The sequence below is a fragment of the Jiangella rhizosphaerae genome (genome assembly GCF_003579925.1).
GTDB classification, from domain to species: domain Bacteria; phylum Actinomycetota; class Actinomycetes; order Jiangellales; family Jiangellaceae; genus Jiangella; species Jiangella rhizosphaerae.
Genome location: NZ_QUAL01000102.1, coordinates 1 through 21,849, shown reverse-complemented (window position 1 = coordinate 21,849; position 21,849 = coordinate 1). Strand labels below are relative to the sequence as shown.

Below are 21,849 nucleotides of genomic sequence, written 5' to 3'. Positions count from 1 at the left end.
AGCGTCGCGCTGTCGAACCAGCCCGCGACATGGGGCCGCAGCACGACCGCCAGGACGAGCACGAGCACGAGCAGCTCGGGGACGAACCGGCCGAGGCGGCGGCGGTCGTCGGTGACCTGCAGCTGTGTCACCGGCCGGATCCCCTGATCCGGCCGGCGGGCGTGGTGCTGTCGTCCATGCGGTCTCCGTCCCACCGTGCGCGCGGCCCATCGGGCCGAGTTCCGGCCAGATGATAACGGTGCTCAGTGACATTACCGCCGCCCGCGGGCGACGGCACCCGTCAGATGACGGAAGTGCGGCCGCCCGCGTCGGCGGTTCGCTGGACGATCGTTCACCCGGCGCTCGGCGGAGGGTCAGATCGCGGTGAAGGTGATCGTGGCCTCGTAGGTGCCGGGGACGAGCGTGGTCGGTGCCTCGATGAGCAGGCCGGCGCCGAGGCGGCTGGTGCCGGTGCCGTCGCCGGCCGGTGCGCTGGCCAGGGGGCTGCTGACGGACAGGCCGTCGCCGGAGTGCAGGCCGGGGGCGACTACGTCGCCGGGTGTGACGCCGCCGCCGTCGGGCNCTACGTCGCCGGGTGTGACGCCGCCGCCGTCGGGCTGTGCGGTGACGAGTGGGGTCCAGCCGAGGTGGCGGCCGGGGAGGGTCTGGTCGCCGGCGGTGAAGTCGCCGACCTGTCCGGAGACCACCCAGCCGGGTGCGGTGGCGCGGGTGTCGGTGACGGTGACCGGCCGCAGCTCGCCGGTGGAGGTCCAGCGGTCGGCGGCGGTGCCGAGTTCGAAGTCGCTCATCGTGACGACGTCGTCGTCGGGGTCGACGCTGACCACGAGGGCGCCCTCGTCCTCGGGCAGGGTGGCGACGATGCGCTGGGACGCGACCGGTTCGGGCTCGGCGCCGTCGACGTTCAGGGTGACGGGCGCCGACTCGACGTAGGGGGTGCCGTCGGCGAAGGTCAGACGGGCCATGACCGTCGCGCCGTCGAGGTCCGCCGCGGCAGTCGTGCGGAACTCCGCGCCGGTGGCGCCGTCGACCAGGGTCGGCGCGGACTCGCCGGCGCGCTGGACGTACCACTCCCAGCGGTCGAGGACCGAGCCCGGCTCCACCGACGCCGTGAGGGCGATCTCGTCGCCGGCGGCGTAGCCGGCGGCGACCCCGCCGATGGTGACCCGCTGGTGCGGCGGTGCGCCGTGGTCGTCGACGTGGATGGTGACCGGCTCGGCGACCAGGGGATCCCCGCCCGCGGCGAGGGTGAGCGTCGCGCGCACCTCCACGCCGTCGAGCGCCTGCTCCGCGACGACCTGGTGCGACAGGCCGGTCGCGCCGGGCACCGCCGTCCAGTCGCCGCCCGGCCAGCGCCACTCCCAGGAGACGGTGTCGCCGCCGGCGACGGGCGGGTCGGCGGCCAGCTGCAGGCTGATCGGGCTGCCCTGGTGGTAGTGGTCGCCGAGGCTGTTGAAGAAGAACAGCGGGGTCGACGGGTCCGCGTCGGACACGTTGATCGGGACGGCCGCCTGCCCGGCGTTGGCCGTGTGCCCCTCGCGGTAGTCCCACCAGGCCACCAGCGTCAGGGTGTGGTCGTCCTCGGCCGGCGTCATCGGCAGCTCGAGGACGAGGTTCGCCGGGTCGGTGCCGGCGTCGAAGGTCTGCGCCTCGAACGTGGTGTCGTCGCGCAGGATCCAGGTGTAGCGCAACCCGTCGCGGAGGGGATGGACGGCCCCGGAGACCCGCAGGGTCTGGCCGACGCGGTAGACGCCCTGCACGCCTTCGAGCAGCACCTCCCGCCGGCCGTACTCGACCGCGACCGGCTCGGACTGGGCGACGGCGATGCCGTCGCGGATCACCTGGACCGCCCATTCGCCGTCGAAGGGGCTGAGCGGTTCGCTGGTGATCGTCCGGCCGTCGATGGTGGTGAACAGCGCCGGGGTCCACCGGCCGGTGGTCCGCACGACGAGGGCGACGGTCTCGCCCGCGGCGAGCTCGCGCCCGGTGACGGCGCCGGTGATGGGGTCGCCGAGGTAGGCGGGCGACGGGCCGGTGAACTCGACCCCGAGCGGTTCGACCAGATCGGTGACCGCGATCGGCGTCCAGTCCGTCTGCCGCAGCACCGTCGTGCCGGAGCGCAGCCGCACGCTGAGCTCGTAGCCGTCGAACCCGGCGTCCACGACCTGCTCGAGGTGGCCGGTCGCGGCGTCGGCGCCGGTGCCGCTGATGGCCGAGCCCGCGCCGGTCGACCCGATCGGCCGCAGCCGCCACTGGAAGCTCTGCCCGGTCTCCAGCGTCACGCCGGACACGCGAGCGTCGAGCAGGTCACCCGGCCGGTACGAGGCGGCGACGCCGGTGATCGCGAACTCGGCCGCACGCGCCGGCGCACCGGCGAACAGGGCCGCCACGAACGCGACGAGGCCGATGAGGGCGGTCAGGCGACGACGAGGTGGAGAAGCGGCGATCATGTGGGATCCCTTCAGGGGTCAGGCGGGACGGGTCCGGTCACGGCGACGGCGGCGTCGCCGTCGCCAGAGGAGGGCGGCGACCAGGACGGCGAGGGCCGCCAGAGTCAGCCACGGCACCACCCACAGCCGGGTGGAGGACGTGCCGGGCGGCGGGGCCGGGTCGAGGACCTGCGTTCCCGAGGTTTCCGGAGCGATCTCGATGTCGACGTCGAGAGGGCCGAGCTGCCACACCCCGGTGACGGTGGCCGACCCGGTGACGGAGTCGCCCGGCAGCAGCTCCGGCAGCAGGTCGCCGGTCCAGGTGCGCTCGCCGACGCCGAACGGGCCGGTGACCCGGACCGCCGGGCGGCCCGCGAGCCGCACGTTGCCGTCGTTGCGGACGGTGTACTCGACGCGCACGGTGCCGGGCTGGCCGAGGGGCAGGCCGTCGAACGCGACGGCGACGCCGTCGACGGTGAGCTCCGGTTGCAGTGTGCCGGTCACGCGGAGGTAGATGCGCGCGCCCACCCGGCGGTCGACGGCGACCTGGCCGCCGGCGCCGCCGGCCGCCTGCGTGGTCAGCCCGGCCACGATGCCGCCGGCGTGGTCCCCGGGCGTCGCGTTCGCGGGGACGGTGATCGTGAAGGGGACGTCGACGCGCGAGCGGGCCGGGATGGTCACGACCGGCTCCCCGAGGTCGACCCACGACCCCACGTCGACGGGCTCGTCGGCGGCGGGCAGCAGGTCGAAGCCGCCCTGCGTGTTGCGGACGGCGTCGCTGGCGTAGAGGTCGAGCGTCAGCGGCTGCTCGGTGTAGTTGCTGACGGCGACGACGTCGCTGATGGCCGCGCCCGGGTCGAGCGTGTACTCGAACGCGGCGCGGTCGCCGGGGCCGTCAGGGCCGGACGGCACGATGCCCCAGGTCAGGGGCGGCTGCTCGGACGCGGCCGCCGTCGGGGCGAGAACGGCGGCAGCGATCACCGCGAGGGCCGCGAGACGGCCGATGGGTCGCACGGATGGGCTCCGGAGGTCGAGGCAGGGGTCGGCGCGACCGGCCTTGGGCGAGGCCGGTCGCGCCGGGTCGGTGGTGTGACGCTGAGGGTCAGATCGCGGTGAAGGTGATCGTGGCCTCGTAGGTGCCGGGGACGAGCGTGGTGGGTGCCTCGATGAGCAGGCCGGCGCCGAGGCGGCTGGTGCCGGTGCCGTTGCCGGCCGGTGCGCTGGCCAGGGGGCTGCTGACGGAGAGGCCGTCGCCGGAGTGCAGGCCGGGGGCGACCGCGTCGCCGGGTGTGACGCCGCCGTCGGGTTGTGCGGTGACGAGTGGGGTCCAGCCGAGGTGGCGGCCGGGGAGGGTCTGGTCGCCGGCGGTGAAGTCGCCGACCTGTCCGGAGACGACCCAGCCGGGTGCGGTGGCGCGGGTGTCGGTGACGGTGACGGGTCGCAGTTCGCCGGTGGAGGTCCAGCGGTCGGCGGCGGTGCCGAGTTCGAAGTCGCTCATGGTGACGACGTCGTCGTCGGGGTCGACGCTGACCACGAGGGCGCCCTCGTCCTCGGGGAGGGTGGCGACGATGCGCTGGGACGCGCCCGGTCCGGGCTCGGCGCCGTCGACGTTCAGGGTGACGGGCGCCGACTCCGCCACCACGGCGTGGTCGGCGTCGTACAGCCGGACCAGGACCTCGACGCCGTCCTGCTCGGCCGTGGCGGTGAAGCTGTACCGGCCGGTGCCGGCGTCGGGCACGACCACCCACTCGTCGCTGCCCGGCGCGCGCGTGAACCAGTGGTAGTGGTCCAGCCCCGTCGGCGGGTCCTGGACCGCGGTCAGGGTCACGACGTCGCCGGGTTCGTAGCGATCGGCCAGGCCGGAGATGCCGAGGGTGGTCGTCGGGACGGGATCGGCGTCGCCGACCTGGAACGTGTAGGTGGCCGGCGCGCTGGTCACCGTGCCGCCGGCGGCGAGCGTGCCGCTGGCCCGGACCGTCAGCGTGTACCGTCCCTCGGCGGTGAAGGCCCAGTTGGCGTGCGCGTGCACGCTGGCGTTCGGCGAGATGGTGCCCGGCAGCTGGAAGCCGCCGCCCAGGACCGAGATCGACTCGCCGAACGAGCCGCTCTGCCACAGGAACACCTCGCCGGGGCCCTGGACGTCGGTGACCTCGATGCGCAGCGGGTTGGTGAACACGCCCGACGGCAGCTGCTCGGTGCTCCAGCCCGGCCAGATCAGCTCCGGGTCCTGCGTCTGCGGCAGGTAGTACACCGTGTCGCCGGCCTCACCGAGGAAGGACAGGCTCGGCGGCACCGGATCGGGCAGCACCAACGCCGCCTCCGGCTTGACCTGCAGCAACACGTCCTCGGGCGCATGCTGCACGTGGTGCCCGGTGACGTCCTCCTGCAGGACGACGGCCAGGGTGTCGTTCTGCCAGGCCAGGGTGAACGCGTCGATGTGGCCGGAGTCGAGCGCCAGCTCGAACTCGCCGGCCGCCGCGGTGGCCGTGGCGCTCGCCGCCAGCAGCGCACCCGCGATCACGGGGACGGCCACGGACCTGGCGCCCCCCGAGAGCAGGGTCCTCATCGTGATCCTTTCCAGTCGGAACATCGTGCCAACAGGCTAATGAGAACCGTTACGATTAACAATAGGGCGAAGCGTTGAGAATGGTGACAAGACTCATTTGGCTTCTGCCGAGGCCGGCGGCTTGGTGGCGAGCAGCCCGCTCGCCGTGGCCGGGGCGGGGGAGCGCTTCGGGACCAGCCGGCTGGGCGCCGGCCTGCTCATCGAGGCGCCGACGACGCTGGTGGCGCCGGGCACCTACGAAGCCACCATCACCTTCACCGCGATCTGAGGCTCGGCGGCGGTGGGCGGCGTTGGGGTCGTCCCCCTGCTGCCCGATTGTCTTGGCCGCGTGCGCGCGCCTCAAGCGGACTATGGAGGCGCTTCGCGCCGGCGATGACCGCTTGACCCGCGCGCCCGCGGCTAAGAACGGGCAGCTATCAGGGGGACGGGGAAGAGCGGCGACGGTGCCAGGCCTCTGGGCCAGTTTCGGTGTGGCGTTGGTGTCGTGGAGCGTCCACCTGCTGAGATTTCACCGCGATTCGCGGGCCATCACGAGGATTTCCCCAGCGTCAACACCCCTACAGTCATGTTGATGCTCACGTAATCCTCGTGATGTAGGCGATCGCCGATGATCATCGCTGTCCACAGCTCGACAAAACAGGGCGAAACGGGCACCGGAACGTCGAAGCGTGGTCAAGTGACCACAGCTCGGCGGTGTGCCTCCTCGACGAGGCGGTCGGCGGTCTGGTCGGGAGTGAGCGCTGCGGTGTCGAACCACCAGCCGGCCTCGCCGAACGCACGCTTCATGTCGGCCTCCAGGGCTTCGTAGCCGTCGAAGTCGAACCGCTCCTGCGGATCTCTGATGGTGTTGCGATACCGGCACGCCTCGATGCCCGGTGAGAGGACGACGAGCAGGACCGTGCGCGGTGCGAGGAGGTCGAGGAGGAAGTCGAGCTGGTCGCGGGACGGGATGATCGCGTCGATCAGCGGCGTGAAGCCGGCGTCGGCGAAGTTGGTCGCCAGGGCGCAGAGGTTGCGGTGGCACAGCTCGACCTGCCGTGCGGCCTCGTCGGCGGGCTCGCCGAGGGCCCAGACGAAACCGTTGACGATCATCCGGTTCAACTCGTCGCCGGCGAGCCGGGCCGACCGCGGCAGCCGCTCGGCGACCAGCCGGGTGACGGTCGACTTCCCGGCGCCCGGCATGCCGGTCACGATCAGGCAGCTCGGGTCTGCCGCGGCGATCACGACCGGCATCGTGGCAAGCCGCGCCACCGGCCGGCAAGCGGATTTCAGGCGGCCGGCAGGCGCACCACCAGCGGCTCGGACGACGCCGTCAGGTCCGACGCGGCCGTGGCGGACGCGACCACGCCGCCGCCGGGCGCCGTCAGGTCGCAGCGCCGCACGGCCGCCGCACCGTGCAGGACCTCGATCCGGACGACCGACCCGTCGCGCGAGGCGCGGCCCCAGGCCGTCCCCAGCGTGACCGGCCAGCTCGCGCCGTCCTCCGGCAGCCGCAGGCGCAGCGTCCCGTCGACGGCGTTCCAGCGGGCGCCGGTGAGGGCGGTGACGACCGACCAGCCTGCCATGGCGCGGACGTAGTGGTCGCCGCACTCGATCTCGTTGTACGGGTTGCGGCGCCGGCCGTCGTAGCGTCCCCACACGCCGCGCAGGATCGCCCAGCCCTCGTCCTCCAGTCCCTCGGCCAGGCAGGCGGCCGCGAGCTGGTACTCCGAGCCGGTCCAGACCTCGTCGCAGTAGCGGGTCGGCACCGCGGGGCGCCCGCCCTTCGGCCACGTGCACATGAGCACGCCAGTATCGTCGCCGTCGGCGAACACGCGGTACGGGTGGACGAAGTCGTCGAAGCCGTGCCGCAGGTTGTACCGGACGATCGAGCGCAGCGCGGTCACCACGTGCTCCCGCGGCAGGACGTCGCCGAGGTCGAGCTGGTGCGCCCACCACTGCCCGATCAGCTGGTCGGCGAGGCAGCCGGTCTCCCACTGGAACGTGGGGTCGTCGCCGGGCTCGAGCACCTGCTGGTAGTACTCGCCGTTCCACATCAACGAGTCGTAGGCGGCCGACCCGCGCTCGAACAGCTCGCGGTGCTCCTTGGCGAAGCCGGGCTCGTCCACCAGCAGCGCCAGCTCCTCCAGTGCCCGCAGCGCGGCCAGCCACAGCGAGCCGATGAACGGGTTGACGCCGCACAGGTCGATGTCGTGGGTGCTGGGCTGGATGCCGCGCAGCACCCCCGTCGACGACGGGTCCCAGCGGCCGCGGACGTGCTCGGCGAGCCGGCGCAGATGCGGCCAGTAGCGCCGCAGCCAGTCCAGGTCGCCCGATGCGCGGACCTCGCGGTAGGTCTTCAGGACGGCCGCGAGCATGCCGTCCAGCGCGGGCTCGTCCGGCCCGCCGATCCCGACGCCCCACAGCTGCGGCAGGTAGGTGGGGACGATGACCCGGTGCGGCAGGTAGCCCTCCGGCGCCTGCATGACGTCGAACTCGGTCTCGCGCATCGACCGCTCCAACCCGGGGAACAGCGCCGCGACGGCCTGCGCGTACGTCCAGACGTGCGTGCAGTTCAGCGGGCACGACCCGCCGACGTCGCCGGCGTGGCCGAGCGTCGAGGCGCCGTTGACGCCCTCGAAGCCGAAGAACCGCCCGTCGGCCGCGCGGAAGCAGGTGGGGCTGCGCAGGAACGCCGCCTGGGCCGCGACGTGCTCGACGGCGTCCGCGGGCAGCGAGCTGCCGGCCAGCAGCTGCGTCCAGGCCGACGTCCGCGCCACCAGCTCGTCCCACCGTGACGCCACGGTGCGGGCGACGTCGACGGCGTCGGCGTGCGCGAGCGCGTAGTGGTTGCCGAGCCAGAACCGGGTCGGGCCCCACTCCGGCCGCGGCGGCCCGAACTGGGTGAAGTCGACGTACCGGTTCGGGAAGTGCCAGGCGATCTGGACCCGCACCCGGGTGCTCTCGCCCGGCTCGAGGTGGAAGGGCGCGGCGACGCCGCCGTTCCACGTCGTGCCGGCCGGGCTGGGCCCGGAGCCGCCGGCCGGCGCGCCCGGATGGTGGTCGGGACGGGACGGCGTCAGCCCCAGCCGGTCGGGTCCGCTGAGGTCGCGCCGGCGCAGGAAGGCGAGGAACTCCTCGGGCCGCCGCCACTGCGGCAGCACCGACGCGGTCGCGTCGTCGACGGCCAGCACCAGCTGTCCGGCGCCGGCGTGCTCGGGGGAGAGGGCGTGGTTCTCCATGACGACCCGGGTCCAGCCCTCGCCACGGTCGACGCGGTTGGTGTTCCCGCCGTACCCCGCGCCCTCGACGCCGTCGATCGGCGACACCCCGTCATGGCCGACGGCGTTCTGCAGGGCGGCGGCGACCTGCCCGTGCACCGGATGGCGGCCCGTGTTGCGCAGGGTGACCGTCAGCAGCACGGCCGGCAGTGACGACGCGTCCTCGTCCATCGGGACCAGCGGGTTGAGCGCGTCGAGGGTCACCTCCAGCGGCACCGCGTCATCGGCGAACGAGACCCGCGCCGACGGGTAGGTCGCCCGGAACGCCGCCGTCCCGAACCCGTGCCGCGTCGCCAGCTCGGCCTGCCAGTCCGGCACGACGTCGTCGGTGACCAGCGGCGTCGGCGTGTGCGGCCCCGGAACCGGCCGCGCCTGAAGGACGCGGATCTCGTCCAGCGGCGGCTCCCACTGGGTGGCCCGGATCGCCAGGAACGAGCCGGGCAGGTCGCCGCGGTGGTTGCCGACGTTGTGCAGCTGCCACTGGCGCAGTCCGCCGTCGGCGCCGATGGCCACCGTGCCCGTGCCGATGCCGCCCAGCGGCATCGCGACGTGCCGTCCGTCGGCGTGGCTGATCGACCGGGGTGCGGGCGTCGTGGACATGGGTTCCTTCCGGGACGGGTCAGGGAGCGGGCGTGCGCCGGCCGGGCGTGACGCCGAGGCCGCCGAGCGCCGTCCACGCGGCGCTGACCAGCACGACGGCGGCGACGCCCGGGACGACGAGCAACAGCACCTGCAACCGCAGCGCGAGCCAGCACAGCAGCGCGGCGGCCACCCACCCGCCCAGCACCGGCACCGGCCGGCGGGCGGCGGCGAGGAACGCCACGATCCAGACGTTGCGCCACGGCGCGGACGGCCGGTCGAGTAGCAGCGCGACGGCGGCCGGTGCCAGCAGGACGGCGTGGGCGGCGACGACGGTGCCGGCGAGCGCCGGCACGAGCGCGGCGGGCGAGCCCGTGCGTCCGTACACCTCGAAGGCGACCAGGGCCAGCACGACGGCGGCCGCGGCCGTCCACACCACCGCGACGGCGCGCGCCCACCCGCCACGGCCGGGCGTCCGCAGATCGTGGGCCCGCACGTCGCCGTCGAGGACCAGCCGCTGGGCGATGACCGCCAGCGCGACGAACGCCGGGGCGCCCACGAGGCCGGCGAGCGCCGCCGCGACCAGCAGGTACCCGCCGCTCAGGGAGGTGGCGGCGAGGGCGGCGGCGAGGATCGGCACCGAGCCGGCGAGCACCCACGGCGCCCGGAACCACAGCGCCCGGGTGCCTCGGCGCAGCCAGTCCTCCTCGGTGGCCGGGCTCGTGGCCGGGAGAGCGAACGAGCGCATCGTCACCCCCGCAGACCCGCCGTCGCCACGGACGCGACGAAGTTGCGCTGGAAGGCGAGGAACAGGGCGAGGACCGGCGCCACCACCATGGCGATGGCGGCGAACACGACGGCGGCCGGCGCGCCGCCCTGGCCGCTCTGCAGCGTCACCAGCCCCAGCGGCAGCGTCATCTTCTCCGGGCTGGAGATGAAGATCAGCGGCCCGAAGTAGTTGTTCCACGACGCCTGGAAGCCGAGGATCGCCAGCGCCGACAGCGCCGGGCCCGACAGCGGCACCAGCATGCGGAACAGGATCCACAGGTGGCCGGCGCCGTCGATGCGGGCCGCCTCGTCCAGCTCACGCGGGATCGAGTTGAAGTACTGCCGCAGGAAGAAGATCGCGAACACGTTGATCAGCGCCGGCAGCCACAGCGACGTCAGCGTGTCGACCAGGTTGAGGTTCCGCATCAGCACGAACACCGGGATGATCGTCAGCTGCGCGGGCACCATCAGCGCGCTCAGCATGAGCACCAGGATCTTGTCGCGCCCGGTGAAGGACAGCCGCGAGAACGCATAGGCGGCCAGGACGGCGACCAGCAGCGACCCGCCGACGCTGATGACGGCCACGATGACGCTGTTCAGCGCCATCCGCCCGAACGGCACCAGGTCCAGCGCCCGCGAGTAGTTCTCCGTCGAGAACGGGGTGGGCCACCACTTCGGGGGCAGCGTGAACGCCTCACCAGGCTCGGTGGCGCTCGCGGCGAACAGCCAGACCAGCGGCGCCGCCATGAGCAGGCCGATGACCAGCACGACGACGTCGAAGGCGATCGCGCCGGGACGCCGCCGCCGTCGCCTGCGCTCACGGGGCCGGAGGAGGTCGTTGGCGTCCACGTCGACGCGCAGGCTCATCGCTCGTACACCCACTTCCGCGCGACCAGGAACTGCAGGCCGGTCACGGCCATGATCACCACGAAGACGAGGATGGCGATGGCCGAGGCGTAGCCGATCTGGAAGGCCTGGAACCCGGTCTGGTACAGGTACATGACGATGGTCATCGTGGCGTCGTCAGGGCCGCCCTTGGTGATGATCTGGATCGGGTCGAAGATCTGGAACGCCCCGATGAAGGTGATGATCACGGCGAAGAACAGCACCGGCGACATCATCGGGACGGTGACGTGCCAGAAGACCTGCCATCGGTTGGCGCCGTCGGTGCGGGCGGCCTCGACCAGCTCCGCCGGCACCGTCTGCAGGCCGGCCAGCATGATCACGAACGTGAACCCGATGGTGTACCAGAAGTCGATCCCGATGATCGCCGGCAGCGACCACGACGGGTCGACGAACCAGTTGGGCGCGTCGATGCCGATCTTGTCGAGGTAGTAGGCGACCAGCCCGAACGACGGGTCGAGCACGTACTTCCACAGCAGCGCGACCGCCGCCCACGACAGCAGGTAGGGGAAGAACACCGCGCTGCGGGTGAAGTAGGAGACGAACCGGTTCATCGGCCGGTTCACCGCCAGCGCGAGCAGCAGCGCGCCGAACACGTGCGTCACCACCGAGGCCAGCGCGAACAGGAACGTGTTGAGCATCGCCTTCGGCAGCAGCGGGTCGGAGAACAGCTGCCGGAAGTTCTCCAGGCCGACGTACTCGCGCGGCGTCAGCAGGTCCCAGGAGTGGAAGCTCAGGAAGATCGCGAACGCGAACGGCCCGGCGATGAAGACGATGAACAGCACCAGCGCGGGGCTCAGGAACGCCAGGCCCGCGAGGGTCTGACGGCGCCGGGCCCGGCGCCGCGGGGGAGCGCCGGCGTCGATGCTGACGGGTGGGGCGACGCCGACGGTCATAGCAGCGCGGCCAGTTCCTCGTTCGCCTGGGCCAGCGCCGCCTCGGGCGACTCGTTGCCGCTGAGCGCCTTGTCCCAGGCGTTGATCATCGCCGTCTGCACCTCGGCGCCGCGATCGGGCGAGGGCACCGGGGTGGCGTAGGAGATGGCCTCCGAGAGCGCCGTCGTGCCCTCGGGCGCGTTGTCGGTGAACGCGGGGCTGTTCGCGACGGACAGCCGGGCCGGGACGATGGTGCCGCCGATCGAGGCGTAGTACTCGCTCGCCTCCTTCGACATCATGAACTTGATGAAGGTCCAGGCGGCGTCCTTCTTCTCCGACGCCTTGGTGATGGGCCAGGCGTCCCAGCCGACCGGCGAGCCGGGCCCGGTCTTCTGCGGCATCGGGACGATGGCCATCTTGTCGACCAGGTCGAGCCGGCGCATGTCGATGACCGGCCAGCGGCCGCCCGCGATCGCCGCCAGCGTGCCCTTCGTCAGCGCCTCACCGGCGTCGAAGGCGCCGCCGGGCTCGGGCGCGTAGCCGTTGGCGATGAGATCGCGGCAGAACTGCAGCGACTCGATCGACTGCGGCGTGTCGAACGTGGCCGTGGTCCACTCCTCGTCCAGCGGCGAGCCGCCGTTGGTGAGCATCCACGGCATGATCGCGGTGAACGGGTCGGAGCCGATCGGCAGGATGTAGACGCCGGCCGCCTTGAGCTTGTCGGCCGCGGCGAGGAAGTCGTCCCACGTCCAGCCCGGTGCGGGCGGTTCGGCGCCGGCCGCCGCCCAGGTCTCGGTGTTGTACCAGAAGCAGACGGTGTTGTACCCGCCCGGGATGTAGTACGTCTTCCCGTCGTGCGAGGCGTACTTGGTGTTCCACTCGACGAGGTTGGGGTCGATGTCGGCGAAGTAGTCGTCGACGACGTCCTTGTCGCGCTCCATGTACGGCTCGAGCGGCTCGAGCAGGTCCTTCGAGGCGAAGATCCGCTGCCCCTCGGTGGCGATCTGGATGATGTCGGGGACCTGCCCGCCGGCGATGCGCGTCGCCACCGTGTTGGAGAAGTCGCCCCAGGTGTCCGCGGCGATGCCCTGGGCCTTCAGCTTGATGTCCGGCTCGACCTTGTTGAACTCGGCGAAGAGCTTGTTGAACGCCTCCTGCTGGTTGGCATCGCCGCGGTAGACGAACGTCAGCGTGTCGCCTCCGCCGCCCCCGCCGCCCCCTCCGCTCGTGGAGCCGGGGCTCTCGCAGGCGGCGGTGGAGCCGAGCACCGGGACGGTCGCGGCGGCGCCCATGAGCTGCAGCAGCCGACGGCGCGACAGCGCGCCGCCGGAGCCCGCGGCGGCCGTTGCGTTGCTGGTCAGTGGTGGGGTGAGGCGCATCGGATCCTCCTTGATCGACGACGGCGATGACGCTGGCGCGGCGGCTCTGCCCGGCGGTCGGCTCACCCGGGCCCGAGACACCGGAAATCGATTTCAGGACGATATAGTCGAACACCATCGTCGTCAATAGGTAGCGCGCCGCGGGCGCCGATTCCGGCGTGGACGGCGCGCGTCGATGCTCAGATGATCGATGTGGCGGCGTGGGAACGGCGATCCGGCCGTTCTCGCCGGGTCAGCGGGTGCTGTGGGCGACAGAGGAGGGCAATCGATTTCTTCCGGCTGGACGGCACCCCCGGCAGCCCATGATCATCAACCTTTCGTGCTGCCCTGACGACACGAAAGGTTGATGATCACGGGCTGCCGACGCCGCGGAGGCCTTGACGTCTGGTGGCGTCAGTCCTCGTCGGCGTCGTCGGACAGGGCGGTCAGGTCGGGCCGGCCTTCGTCGGGCGCGTTCTTGGTGGGCTCGGCGTCCTGGTCGTGCTCCTCGGCCTGCTGCGTGTCGTCCGTCTCGCGCGGGTCGCTCATCTGCTCCTCCTTCGTTCGGGTGCCGTGCGGCCCGTACCCGCGGCGGGTGCCGGGATGCGTCAGCCGAGCACGTAGAGCAGCGGCGGGCCGGCGGCGATCAGGGCGATCGCGATGCCGTGGAGGACCTTGTGGTCGGCGAGCAGCGCCACGAACTCGCGCAGGAACGCGTTGGGGACGTAGTACCGCGCGGTGGGAGCCCCGGCCACCTGCGCCGGCAGCCGGAGCCGGCGGGTCTGGACGGCGGCGCGCAGCGCGTGGTAGCTGCTGGTGACGACGAGCAGCCGGCCGTCGGCGCCGCGGGCGGCGAGCAGCCGGTGGCTGAACGTGAGGTTCTCGCGGGTGGACGTGGACCGGTCCTCCTCGACGATCACGTCGTCGGAAAGGCCGTGCTCCCGGAGGTATTCGCCCATCGCGTGCGCCTCGGTGACCGGCTCGTCCGGTCCCCGCCCGCCGGACACCACGACGAGTGGGGTGTGGCCGGCGGCGCGCTCGCGGCGGTAGAGCCGGACGGCCTTGTCCAGGCGGCTGGCCAGCAGCGGCGGCACGGTGCCGCGGGGGACGCCGGAGCCGAGCACGACGATCGCGGCGTGCCCGGGTACGGGCGTGAGCCGGGAGTAGACCAGCGCGTAGAGCGCGACGAGCGTGAACACGAACCCGACGTAGCCGGCCACGCCGAGCAGTGACAGCAGCAGCGCCGGGAGGACCCCCGGGTCCCGCTCGCGGGCGGCGATCAGGAAGCCCGCCGGCACGATCACGACGACGGCGACGATGGCGAGGCCGGCCAGCAGCGACACGGCGTTGCCGAGCCGGAACCGCTCGCGCCGCAGCACGCCGACGCCGTTGACGATGAGCAGGACGGCCAGGCCGAGCACGAGCAGCGGCGACAGCGCGACGAGGACGACGAGCACACCGGGCGCGATGTCGCCGAGCAGCCCGAGCGCCACGAGACCCCCGCCCGACAGCAGCAGGAGTCCGTTGCTCAGCCGCCGTGGCTCGCGACGGAACCGCCAGGCGAACGCGGCGAGCAGGGCGCCGCCGAGAACCAGCTGCGACGTCATGCGCGCACAGTAGCCGGGCCGTCCGGGTCCCCGCCGGGCTTCCGGCCCGGCCGACGACTGGCGCAACTGGGTGCTGCCCGGCGACCCCGCGCCGAAGCTGTACGGGCCGCGCGACTCCGACTTCGCCGACCTCGCCCGCGAGCAGGCGGCGACCGACGCCGTGCTGGCGGACCATGACGACCTGGGCGCGCGGGTGGGCCGCGACGGCATCGCGGTCCGGGAGCTGTGGGTGCACCGGATCGAGGAGTACGCCCGCCACTGCGGCCACGCCGACCTGCTGCGCGAGTGCATCGACGGCCGGGTCGGGCAGTAGCCGGCGTCAGCGGCTCGCGCAGCCCACGCAGCGCCGCGTCCACGGCCGCAGCTCCAGGCGCTCGACCGGGATGGCGGCGGCGCAGCGTTCGCACGCGCCGAAGGTGCCGCGGGCCAGCCGGTTCTGGGCGGCCTCGACCTCGCTGAGGATGCGGGCGACGCTGGCCCGGTGGGCGGCGGCGGGGGAGTCGCCGTCGGCGGCGGCGAGGTTGTCGAGCTGACGGCGGCGGCTGTCCGCGGCATCGGCGAGCGCGGCCTCGATGCGCTCCCGGGCGTCGCCGGGCAGGGTGGGGTAGGTGGACGAGTTCATGGTGCTGCTCCTGGGGCGTGCCGAAGGGCGCGCCGCGGTCGTGCGGGCGCGCTGGGGCTCACGCGCCGGCGGCGCGTGGTGATGGCGGGATCAGGAGCAGCCGGGCGGGGCGCGGTCGACGACGCGGCGCAGGACGTCGAGGCCGCGAATGCCCCGGGCGGTCTGGGCCAGCTGGAGCGCCAGCAGGGCCGGCCCGGAGACGACGTGGGCAGGCTCGCGCGTCGCCGTCTGCGCCGCCGCCCACCCCGTGATCATGGCCGCACCATAGCAACGAACGCGGCGAACGGCACATCCCGCCGCGGCGTCGTCAGGACTCGCCCACCAGCAGGGCGGCGGCACGCGGCGCGAGGAAGTGGTCCATGACGAGCTCGGCGGCGCCCTGGGCGGCCACGTGCTCGCCGATCGCCGACCCGTCGACGACGATGGCCGGGCGGGCCACCACGAGCTCGCGGGCGACCAGTTCGGGCAGGACGGGCAGGAACGCGCGGCTGAGCCGGTTCCACAGCGGGCCGCCGAGCACCACGCGCGACACGTCCAGCAGGTTGATCAGCACGCCCAGCCCGACGGCGACCCGCCGGGCGGCGCGGTCGAGGATCCAGACCGCACCGCTGTTCCCGGCCGCCGCCTGTTCGCACAGCGACGTGCAGGCGTCGTCGATGGCGACGTAGTCGGTGAGGTCGGGCAATGGCACCAGCCCCAGTCGTGCGGCCTGGATGACCAGCGCCTCCGGCACGCAGGCCGCGGCCAGGCCGCCGCGGCGGCCGGCCCACTCCAGCTGTTCGGCGTCGGGGTCGACGATGATGTCGCCGACCTCGCCGATGTTGTTCGTGGTGCCGCGCAGCACCTGGTTGTCGATGACGACGGAGGCGCCGACGCCGGAGCCCAGATAGAGGAAGACGAACGCGTTCGACGCGTCCTTCGACGAGCGCAGCTCGGCGGTCGCGGCCGCGGTGACGTCCTTGTCGAGCAGGACGGGCAGACCGGTCGCCTGGGACAGGTCCGACCGGAGCCGGACGTTGCGCCAGTTCGGCAGCTGGGGCGGGTCGAGGATGACGCCGGCATGGACGTCGAGCGGGCCGGGCGCGGCGATGCCCAGCCCGAGCACGCGGTCGCGGTCGACGCCGGCCTCGCGGATCATCGAGTCGACCGACGCCGCGATGAGCGCCGTCACCTCCGGCGGGTTCGTGGCCTGCGGCGTGCGTTCCTGACGGCGCAGCCGCACCTGGCCGTCGAGGTCGAGGAGGACGGTGGTCAGTCGCGCGGGGTCGATGTGCACACCGACGGAGAACGCGCCGTCGCGGTCGACGACCAGCGGGATGCTCGGCCGCCCGCGGGCACTGCCGGACGGGGTGCTCTCGCGGATCAGGCCGTCGTCGATGAGGCGCCGGGTGATGTTCGAGATGGTCTGCGGGCTCAGGCCCGACTCGCGGCGCAGGTCGGCCCGGCTCGCGCCGGGGGTGCGGCGCAGGACGTCGAGCACCACGGCCTGATTGAAGTCGGCCAGGCGGAGTTGGTTGCTCCCGCGCCGCATGCGACTCCTTCCCGTGGCCGAGGGCATCGTAGCGGCCCTGCCGGTGGCGGGCCGTCGACGATCTTTAGTCTAGGCGATTGATATAACCGACGGGTACCTGGCGGCAAGAGGTTGACGCCACCAGGGCATGAGCCTAGCATCGGGCAGCAGCTTTAATCCAACGAATGGAATAAAGCCCCACGGGAAGACTGCAGAGAGGTGACGCAATGAAGCGCAGTCGTGTCTTCCTCGCTGTGACGACCGCCGCCGCCCTGGCCGGCGTCCTCGCAGCGTGTTCGGACAGCGACGAGGGCGGTGCCACCGGCGACGGCCCCGTGACGATCCGCCTGCTCGAGTACCAGCAGAGCCGGGCCGACGTCATCGAGCAGCTGATCCCCGAGTTCGAGCAGGCCATGGCGGACGAGGGCAAGGACATCCAGGTCGAGCTGGTGACCGACATCCTGACCGACGAGCAGTTCCGCACCAAGATCACGCAGCAGTTCCACTCCGGCACCGCGCCGGACGTCATCGACATGGGCGGCAGCCACGTGACCGGCTTCGCCGGCGCCGGCTACCTGCTGCAGCTCGACGAGTACCTCGACGAGTGGGACGCCTGGGACGAGTACTACGAACCGGTGAAGGACGCCGCCCGGCAGGTCGACGGGCACTTCTACGCCATCCCGCACGAGGCGAGCGTCCAGAGCCTCTTCTACCGCAAGGACATCCTCGAGCAGCTGGGCGTCGACACCTCGCAGCCACAGACGTGGGACGACCTCATCGCCCGGCTCGAGCAGGTCACCGCGCAGACCGGGCAGCCGTCGATCGTGATCCCGGCCGGCACGGCCTGGGGCGGCGGCACCTGGTCGGAGGGCTTCCTGCCCATCGTCGCCGGAACGGACAGCACGTTCTACGACGAGGAGACCGGCCGCTGGACGCTCGAGAGCGACGGGCTGTCGGCGACGTTCGACCTCTACGCCAGGCTCACCGAGGCCGGCCTGCTGCCGGTCGAGGACCTGCTCAACCCGAACCCGTGGGAGCCGACGAAGTATGTCAAGTTCCCCGAGGGCACGCTCCCGGTGGCCGCTCAGGGCACGTGGGGCTGGCGCTACGACTGGGGCCCCGAGGGCTCCGCGCCGATCGACGGTGTGCAGGAGAAGGTCGCGACCTGGGACTACCCGGCGCTGGTGCCCGGCACCGAGCCGTACTCGATCAGCGGCGGCGGGTTCGTCTACGCCGTCAACGCCGAGTCCGAGCACGCCGACGCCGCCGTCGAGCTGGCCCAGTGGCTGAGCTCGGGCACCGCCGCGGCCGAGCAGCTCACCGCCATCGGTGCCGCCGCGCCGCGCTCGGGCATCGCCGACATCGAGCCGTACAAGAGCGAGCCGACGCTGCTCGACGCGGAGGCGAAGGTCGCGACCAGCATCCGCGCGCCGTTCGGTGACGGCGCCGACCAGGTGTCGCAGGCGGTGCAGAGCGCGACCGAGAGCATCATCCTCGGTGACGCCGACGGCGAGCAGGCGGCCTCGGCGTTCGCCGAAGACGCGGCGGAGCTGCTCGGCGACGCCCTGGTCGAGCAGTGACCTCGATCCCGGTGCCGGCGACGCGGCCGGGGCGGCGGTTCCAGGGGCGTGCGCTGATCCCGCTGCTCCTGGGGCCGTCGGTGCTGCTCATCCTGGTGTTCGTCGTGGCACCGGCGGTGTACGGCCTCTACCTGAGCCTCACCAACACCCAGCTGACGGGCTTCGCCGCCCGGGATCCGCAGTTCGTGGGGCTGGACAACTTCCGGTACCTCCTCGGTTCCGACGACTTCCTCGCCTCGCTCGGCCGCACCGGGCAGTTCGTGCTGTTCTCGGCGATCATCGGGCAGACCGTGCTCGGGATGCTGGCGGCGCTGCTGCTGCGCAGGACCTGGCTGCGGGGGAAGGGCCTGTTCGGCGCGGCGATCCTGCTGCCGATGGTGGTGCCCGAGGTGGTCGCCGCCCTGACGTGGGCGAGCGTGCTGTCCTCCAGCGAGGACGGCACGTTCAACCGGGTGATCGGGCTCTTCGGCGGCGCCGCCGCGGCGCCGCTGCAGGACTCGCCGATGCTGTCGATCATCATCGTCAACATCTGGCGCGGCATCGCGTTCGCGATGATCATGTTCCAGGCCGCGCTCGAGGACGTTCCCGACGAGCTGATCGAGGCCTCCCGGGTCGACGGCGCCAGCGCGACGCAGGTCTTCCGGTACGTCACGCTGCCGCTGATCCGCGGGCCGGTGTTCCTGTACCTGCTGCTGACGACGATCACGACGGTGGGCGTGTTCGGCCTCGTGTACTTCCTCACCCAGGGCGGTCCCGGTGCCGCCACCGAGCTGACGTCCATCTTCATCTTCGAGCGGGCGTTCCAGTACTCGCAGATCGGTCTCGGCAGCGCGGCCTCGGTGATCCTGCTGGCGCTGCTGATGGTCCTGGGGCTGACGTACGTCCGGCTGACGAAGGTGGAGGTCTGATGGCGACGGCGGTGACGGTGCGGACGGACGCGACCGGCCCGGCGCGGGAGCGGCGGCGGCGCACGTCGGCGACGACGGTGGTCCAGCGGGTGCTGCAGTACGTGCTGATCACCATGCTGGCGCTGTTCTGCCTGGTGCCGTTCGCCTGGGTGGCGCTGAGCGCCGTCGACGCGCACGCCGGCCCCACCGTGGGCGCGCCGACGTTCTCGCTGGACAACTTCGCGCGGTTCTTCTCCAACACCGACACCCCGCGGCTGCTGCTGAACAGCCTGATCATCTCGGTGTCGGCCACGGCGCTGAACCTCGCGTGCGGCCTGCTCGGCGCCTACGCGCTGTCGCGGTTCCGCTTCCGCGGCCGGACGTTCTTCATGTTCTCGATCCTGCTGATCCGGGTCATCCCGGCGCCGGCGACGATCGTCGCGCTCTACCTGCTGATGGTCCGGATGAACCTCGACGACAGCTATCTGGGCCTGATCCTGGTCGAGGCCGCGGCCGCGCTGCCGGTCACGCTGTGGCTGCTCAAGGGCACCATCGACGCGATCCCGTTCGAGCTCGAGGAAGCCGCGTGGATGGACGGCAGCACCCGGCTCGGCGCCATCCGCCGGATCATCTTCCCGCTGGTCGGGCCGGGTCTGGGCGCGGCGGCGATGCTGACGTTCATGGCGGTCTGGGGCGACTTCCTGACGCCCCTGGTGCTGCTGCAGTCGCCGGACCTCTACCCGCTGTCGATCGGGCTCTTCCGCGCGTTCTCCGCGTTCAACCAGGTGGACTGGGGCGTCCTGGCCGCCAGCGCGGTCATCTACATGGTGCCGCCGGCGATCCTCTACGGCGTGCTGCGCCGCCATCTGCTCAAGTCCAGCCTCGGCGGGGCGATCAAGGGCTGACGCCCGCCGGCCGGTGCTTCCTTCCATCTCCAGGAGCGACATCCTTGCTTGACGACCACAACCCGCACGGGCGCGTGCAGCTCGACGCCACCGCCCTCGCCATGCTGCGCGTGCGACGCTTCACGAAGTTCCGCATCCGCCCCGCCGTCTACCGCGACGCGCGCCCGGTCGAGGTGCGCGCCTGGACGGTGGACGGCGAGCCGGTGCCGTTCGCGCACGCGGTGACGCAGCCGTTCGAGCCGTTCGCGGTGGGCCGGACGTGGGGCCGGCCCTGGGACACCGTCTGGTTCGACGTCCGCGGCGAGGTGCCGGCGGGCTGGGCGCCGGACGAGACCGAGCTCGTCGTGGACCTGGGCTTCACCGACGAGCAGCCCGGCTTCCAGGCCGAGGCGCTGGTCTACCGGCCCGACGGCACGGTCGTGAAGGGCATCGAGCCGCTCAACGCCTGGGTCCCACTCCCGGAGCCCGGCCCGTTCCGCCTGCTCGTCGAGGCCGCCGCGAACCCCGTCGTCCAGGTGCCGTACGAGTACGAGCCGACGCCGCTGGGGGACAGGTCCACGGCGGGCGACGCGCACCAGTACCGGCTCACCGAGCTGTCGGTCGCGCGGCGCGACCCGGTCGTGTGGGAGCTGCTGCAGGACGTCGTCACCCTCGACGGGCTCGTCGACGTGCTGCCGCCGTCGGGGTCGCGGCGCGCCGAGATCGTCCACGCGCTCGAGCGCATGGTCGACACCATGGACCCCGACGACGTGCCGGGCACGGCGGCGCTCGGCCGCGAGATCCTCGCCCCGGTCCTGGCCGGACGGGCGGCCGAGAGCTCGCTGATCGTGTCCGCCGTCGGGCATGCCCACATCGACTGCGCCTGGCTGTGGCCGGTCCGCGAGACGGTGCGGAAGGTCGCCCGCACCTTCGCCAACGTGCTCGACCTCGCCGAACGCCGGCCCGGCTTCGTGTTCGCGGCGTCGTCGGCCCAGCAGTACGCGTGGCTCAAGGACAGCCAGCCCGCCCTGTTCGAGCGGGTCCGCAAGGCCGTGGCCGACGGCGTCATCCGGCCGGTCGGCGGCATGTGGGTCGAGTCCGACACCAACATGCCCGGCGGCGAGGCGCTGGTGCGGCAGTTCGTGCAGGGCAAGCGGTTCTTCCTCGAGGAGTTCGGGGTCGAGAGCGACGAGGTGTGGCTGCCCGACTCCTTCGGCTACACCGCGGCCCTGCCGCAGATCGTGCGGGCGGCAGGCGCGCGCTACTTCCTCACGCAGAAGCCGTCCTGGAACGAGACCAACCCGATGCCGCACTCGAGCTTCCTCTGGGAGGGCATCGACGGCTCGCGGGTGTTCACGCACTTCCCGCCGGCCGAGACCTACAACTCCGACCTCGGCGCGCAGGACCTCGCCCGGACCGAGCGCTCGTTCCGCCAGAAGGGCGCGGCGCGGCACGTCATGGGCCTGTTCGGCTGGGGCGACGGCGGCGGCGGGCCGACCCGCGAGATGCTGGCGGCCGCCGAGCGCAAGCGCGACCTGGACGGCTCGCCGCGGGTCCGGCTCAGCGACCCGCACACGTTCTTCGAGACGGCCGAGGCCGAGCTGGCCTCGCCGCCGGTCTGGGTCGGCGAGATGTACCTCGAGCTGCACCGCGGCACGCTGATCTCGCAGCAGCGGGGCAAGCGCGGCAACCGGCACAGCGAGGCCCTGCTGCGCGAGGCCGAGCTGTGGGCCGCGACCGCCGCCGTGCGGCACGGCGCCCCGTACCCGTACGAGGCCCTGGAGAGCGCCTGGCGGACGGTGCTGCTGCAGCAGTTCCACGACATCCTGCCCGGCTCCTCGATCGCCTGGGTGCACCAGGAGGCGGAGCGCCAGTACGAGCGGGTGGCCGGCGAGCTGACGGCGGTGATCGACGCGTCGCTGGCGGCCCTGGGCGGGGACGGCGACGCGCCGGTCGCCGCGAACGCCGGGCCGTACGCGCGCGGCGGCGTCCCGGCCATGGGCATCGGCCCGGCCGCGCCGCCC

General features: G+C 72.6%; 18 protein-coding genes and 1 pseudogene. 6 read left to right on the top strand and 13 right to left on the bottom strand.

Going from position 1 to position 21,849, the window contains the following annotated elements; all coding sequences use genetic code 11:
• Positions 1-2,465: 2,465 nt before the first annotated feature.
• Together DY240_RS11140 and DY240_RS11135 are read right to left on the bottom strand one after the other, a co-directional pair.
• Complete coding sequence (locus DY240_RS11140) at positions 2,466-3,440, bottom strand: WxL protein peptidoglycan domain-containing protein (protein ID WP_119659968.1); 975 nt, start codon at positions 3,438-3,440, stop codon at positions 2,466-2,468.
• 88 nt (positions 3,441-3,528) lie between these two features.
• Positions 3,529-4,992 carry a choice-of-anchor M domain-containing protein gene (locus DY240_RS11135; protein WP_158602819.1) on the bottom strand — a complete coding sequence of 488 codons (1,464 nt, stop codon included), beginning with the start codon at positions 4,990-4,992 and terminating at the stop codon, positions 3,529-3,531.
• Positions 4,993-5,089: 97 nt separating this feature from the next.
• On the opposite strand from DY240_RS11135, the gene DY240_RS31870 reads away from it, so the two are divergent.
• Complete coding sequence (locus tag DY240_RS31870; protein ID WP_158602818.1) at positions 5,090-5,260, top strand: hypothetical protein; 171 nt, start codon at positions 5,090-5,092, stop codon at positions 5,258-5,260.
• A 404-nt stretch (positions 5,261-5,664) separates the two neighbouring features.
• Here DY240_RS31870 and DY240_RS11130 read toward each other — a convergent pair whose 3' ends face one another.
• From DY240_RS11130 to DY240_RS11100, 8 genes are all read right to left on the bottom strand, one after another.
• Positions 5,665-6,225, bottom strand: a complete 561-nt coding sequence (locus tag DY240_RS11130) for an AAA family ATPase (protein ID WP_119659966.1) — start codon at positions 6,223-6,225, stop codon at positions 5,665-5,667.
• A 35-nt stretch (positions 6,226-6,260) separates the two neighbouring features.
• Positions 6,261-8,852, bottom strand: coding sequence for a GH116 family glycosyl-hydrolase (locus DY240_RS11125; protein WP_119659965.1), 2,592 nt, complete (start codon positions 8,850-8,852; stop codon positions 6,261-6,263).
• A gap of 19 nt (positions 8,853-8,871) precedes the next feature.
• A complete protein-coding gene (locus tag DY240_RS11120) occupies positions 8,872-9,579 on the bottom strand; it encodes a hypothetical protein (protein ID WP_119659964.1) in 708 nt (235 codons plus the stop codon).
• 2 nt (positions 9,580-9,581) lie between these two features.
• Entirely contained in the window at positions 9,582-10,466 is an 885-nt protein-coding gene (locus DY240_RS11115) for a carbohydrate ABC transporter permease (protein ID WP_119659963.1), read from the bottom strand.
• Positions 10,463-11,398 (bottom strand): carbohydrate ABC transporter permease, encoded by a 936-nt coding sequence (locus tag DY240_RS11110; protein WP_119659962.1) that lies wholly within the window; start codon positions 11,396-11,398, stop codon positions 10,463-10,465. Before DY240_RS11110 ends, DY240_RS11115 begins: the two co-directional genes overlap by 4 nt.
• On the bottom strand, positions 11,395-12,756 hold the full coding sequence (locus DY240_RS11105; RefSeq protein WP_199701308.1) for an ABC transporter substrate-binding protein: 1,362 nt from the start codon (positions 12,754-12,756) through the stop codon (positions 11,395-11,397). Before DY240_RS11105 ends, DY240_RS11110 begins: the two co-directional genes overlap by 4 nt.
• A gap of 393 nt (positions 12,757-13,149) precedes the next feature.
• Positions 13,150-13,284 (bottom strand): hypothetical protein, encoded by a 135-nt coding sequence (locus DY240_RS33675; protein ID WP_267901660.1) that lies wholly within the window; start codon positions 13,282-13,284, stop codon positions 13,150-13,152.
• Positions 13,285-13,343: 59 nt separating this feature from the next.
• Entirely contained in the window at positions 13,344-14,342 is a 999-nt protein-coding gene (locus DY240_RS11100; RefSeq protein WP_119659961.1) for a YdcF family protein, read from the bottom strand.
• A gap of 55 nt (positions 14,343-14,397) precedes the next feature.
• Here DY240_RS11100 and DY240_RS11095 point away from each other — a divergent pair.
• Positions 14,398-14,655 (top strand): annotated as a pseudogene (locus DY240_RS11095) (mycothiol transferase); the annotation flags it as partial.
• A gap of 6 nt (positions 14,656-14,661) precedes the next feature.
• On the opposite strand, the gene DY240_RS11090 reads toward DY240_RS11095, so the two are convergent.
• The 3 genes from DY240_RS11090 to DY240_RS11085 all read right to left on the bottom strand — a co-directional run bounded on the left by DY240_RS11090 (position 14,662) and on the right by DY240_RS11085 (position 16,495).
• Complete coding sequence (locus DY240_RS11090; protein ID WP_119659960.1) at positions 14,662-14,964, bottom strand: TraR/DksA family transcriptional regulator; 303 nt, start codon at positions 14,962-14,964, stop codon at positions 14,662-14,664.
• A gap of 90 nt (positions 14,965-15,054) precedes the next feature.
• Complete coding sequence (locus tag DY240_RS31865; protein WP_158602817.1) at positions 15,055-15,219, bottom strand: hypothetical protein; 165 nt, start codon at positions 15,217-15,219, stop codon at positions 15,055-15,057.
• Between the two features lie 52 nt (positions 15,220-15,271).
• The gene (locus DY240_RS11085; protein ID WP_119659959.1) at positions 15,272-16,495 is read right to left on the bottom strand and encodes an ROK family transcriptional regulator; all 1,224 of its coding nucleotides are present in this window, start codon (positions 16,493-16,495) and stop codon (positions 15,272-15,274) included.
• Positions 16,496-16,701: 206 nt separating this feature from the next.
• Here DY240_RS11085 and DY240_RS11080 point away from each other — a divergent pair, with 206 nt between their 5' ends.
• The 4 genes from DY240_RS11080 to DY240_RS11065 form a co-directional block, all read left to right on the top strand.
• A complete protein-coding gene (locus tag DY240_RS11080) occupies positions 16,702-18,054 on the top strand; it encodes an ABC transporter substrate-binding protein (protein WP_119659958.1) in 1,353 nt (450 codons plus the stop codon).
• Entirely contained in the window at positions 18,051-18,962 is a 912-nt protein-coding gene (locus DY240_RS11075) for a carbohydrate ABC transporter permease (RefSeq protein ID WP_119659957.1), read from the top strand. Before DY240_RS11080 ends, DY240_RS11075 begins: the two co-directional genes overlap by 4 nt.
• Positions 18,962-19,846 (top strand): carbohydrate ABC transporter permease, encoded by an 885-nt coding sequence (locus DY240_RS11070; RefSeq protein ID WP_119659956.1) that lies wholly within the window; start codon positions 18,962-18,964, stop codon positions 19,844-19,846. Before DY240_RS11075 ends, DY240_RS11070 begins: the two co-directional genes overlap by 1 nt.
• 101 nt (positions 19,847-19,947) lie before the next feature.
• Positions 19,948-21,849, top strand: a 1,902-nt coding sequence (locus DY240_RS11065; protein WP_407659303.1) for an alpha-mannosidase, incomplete at its 3' end; no start/stop codon positions are given.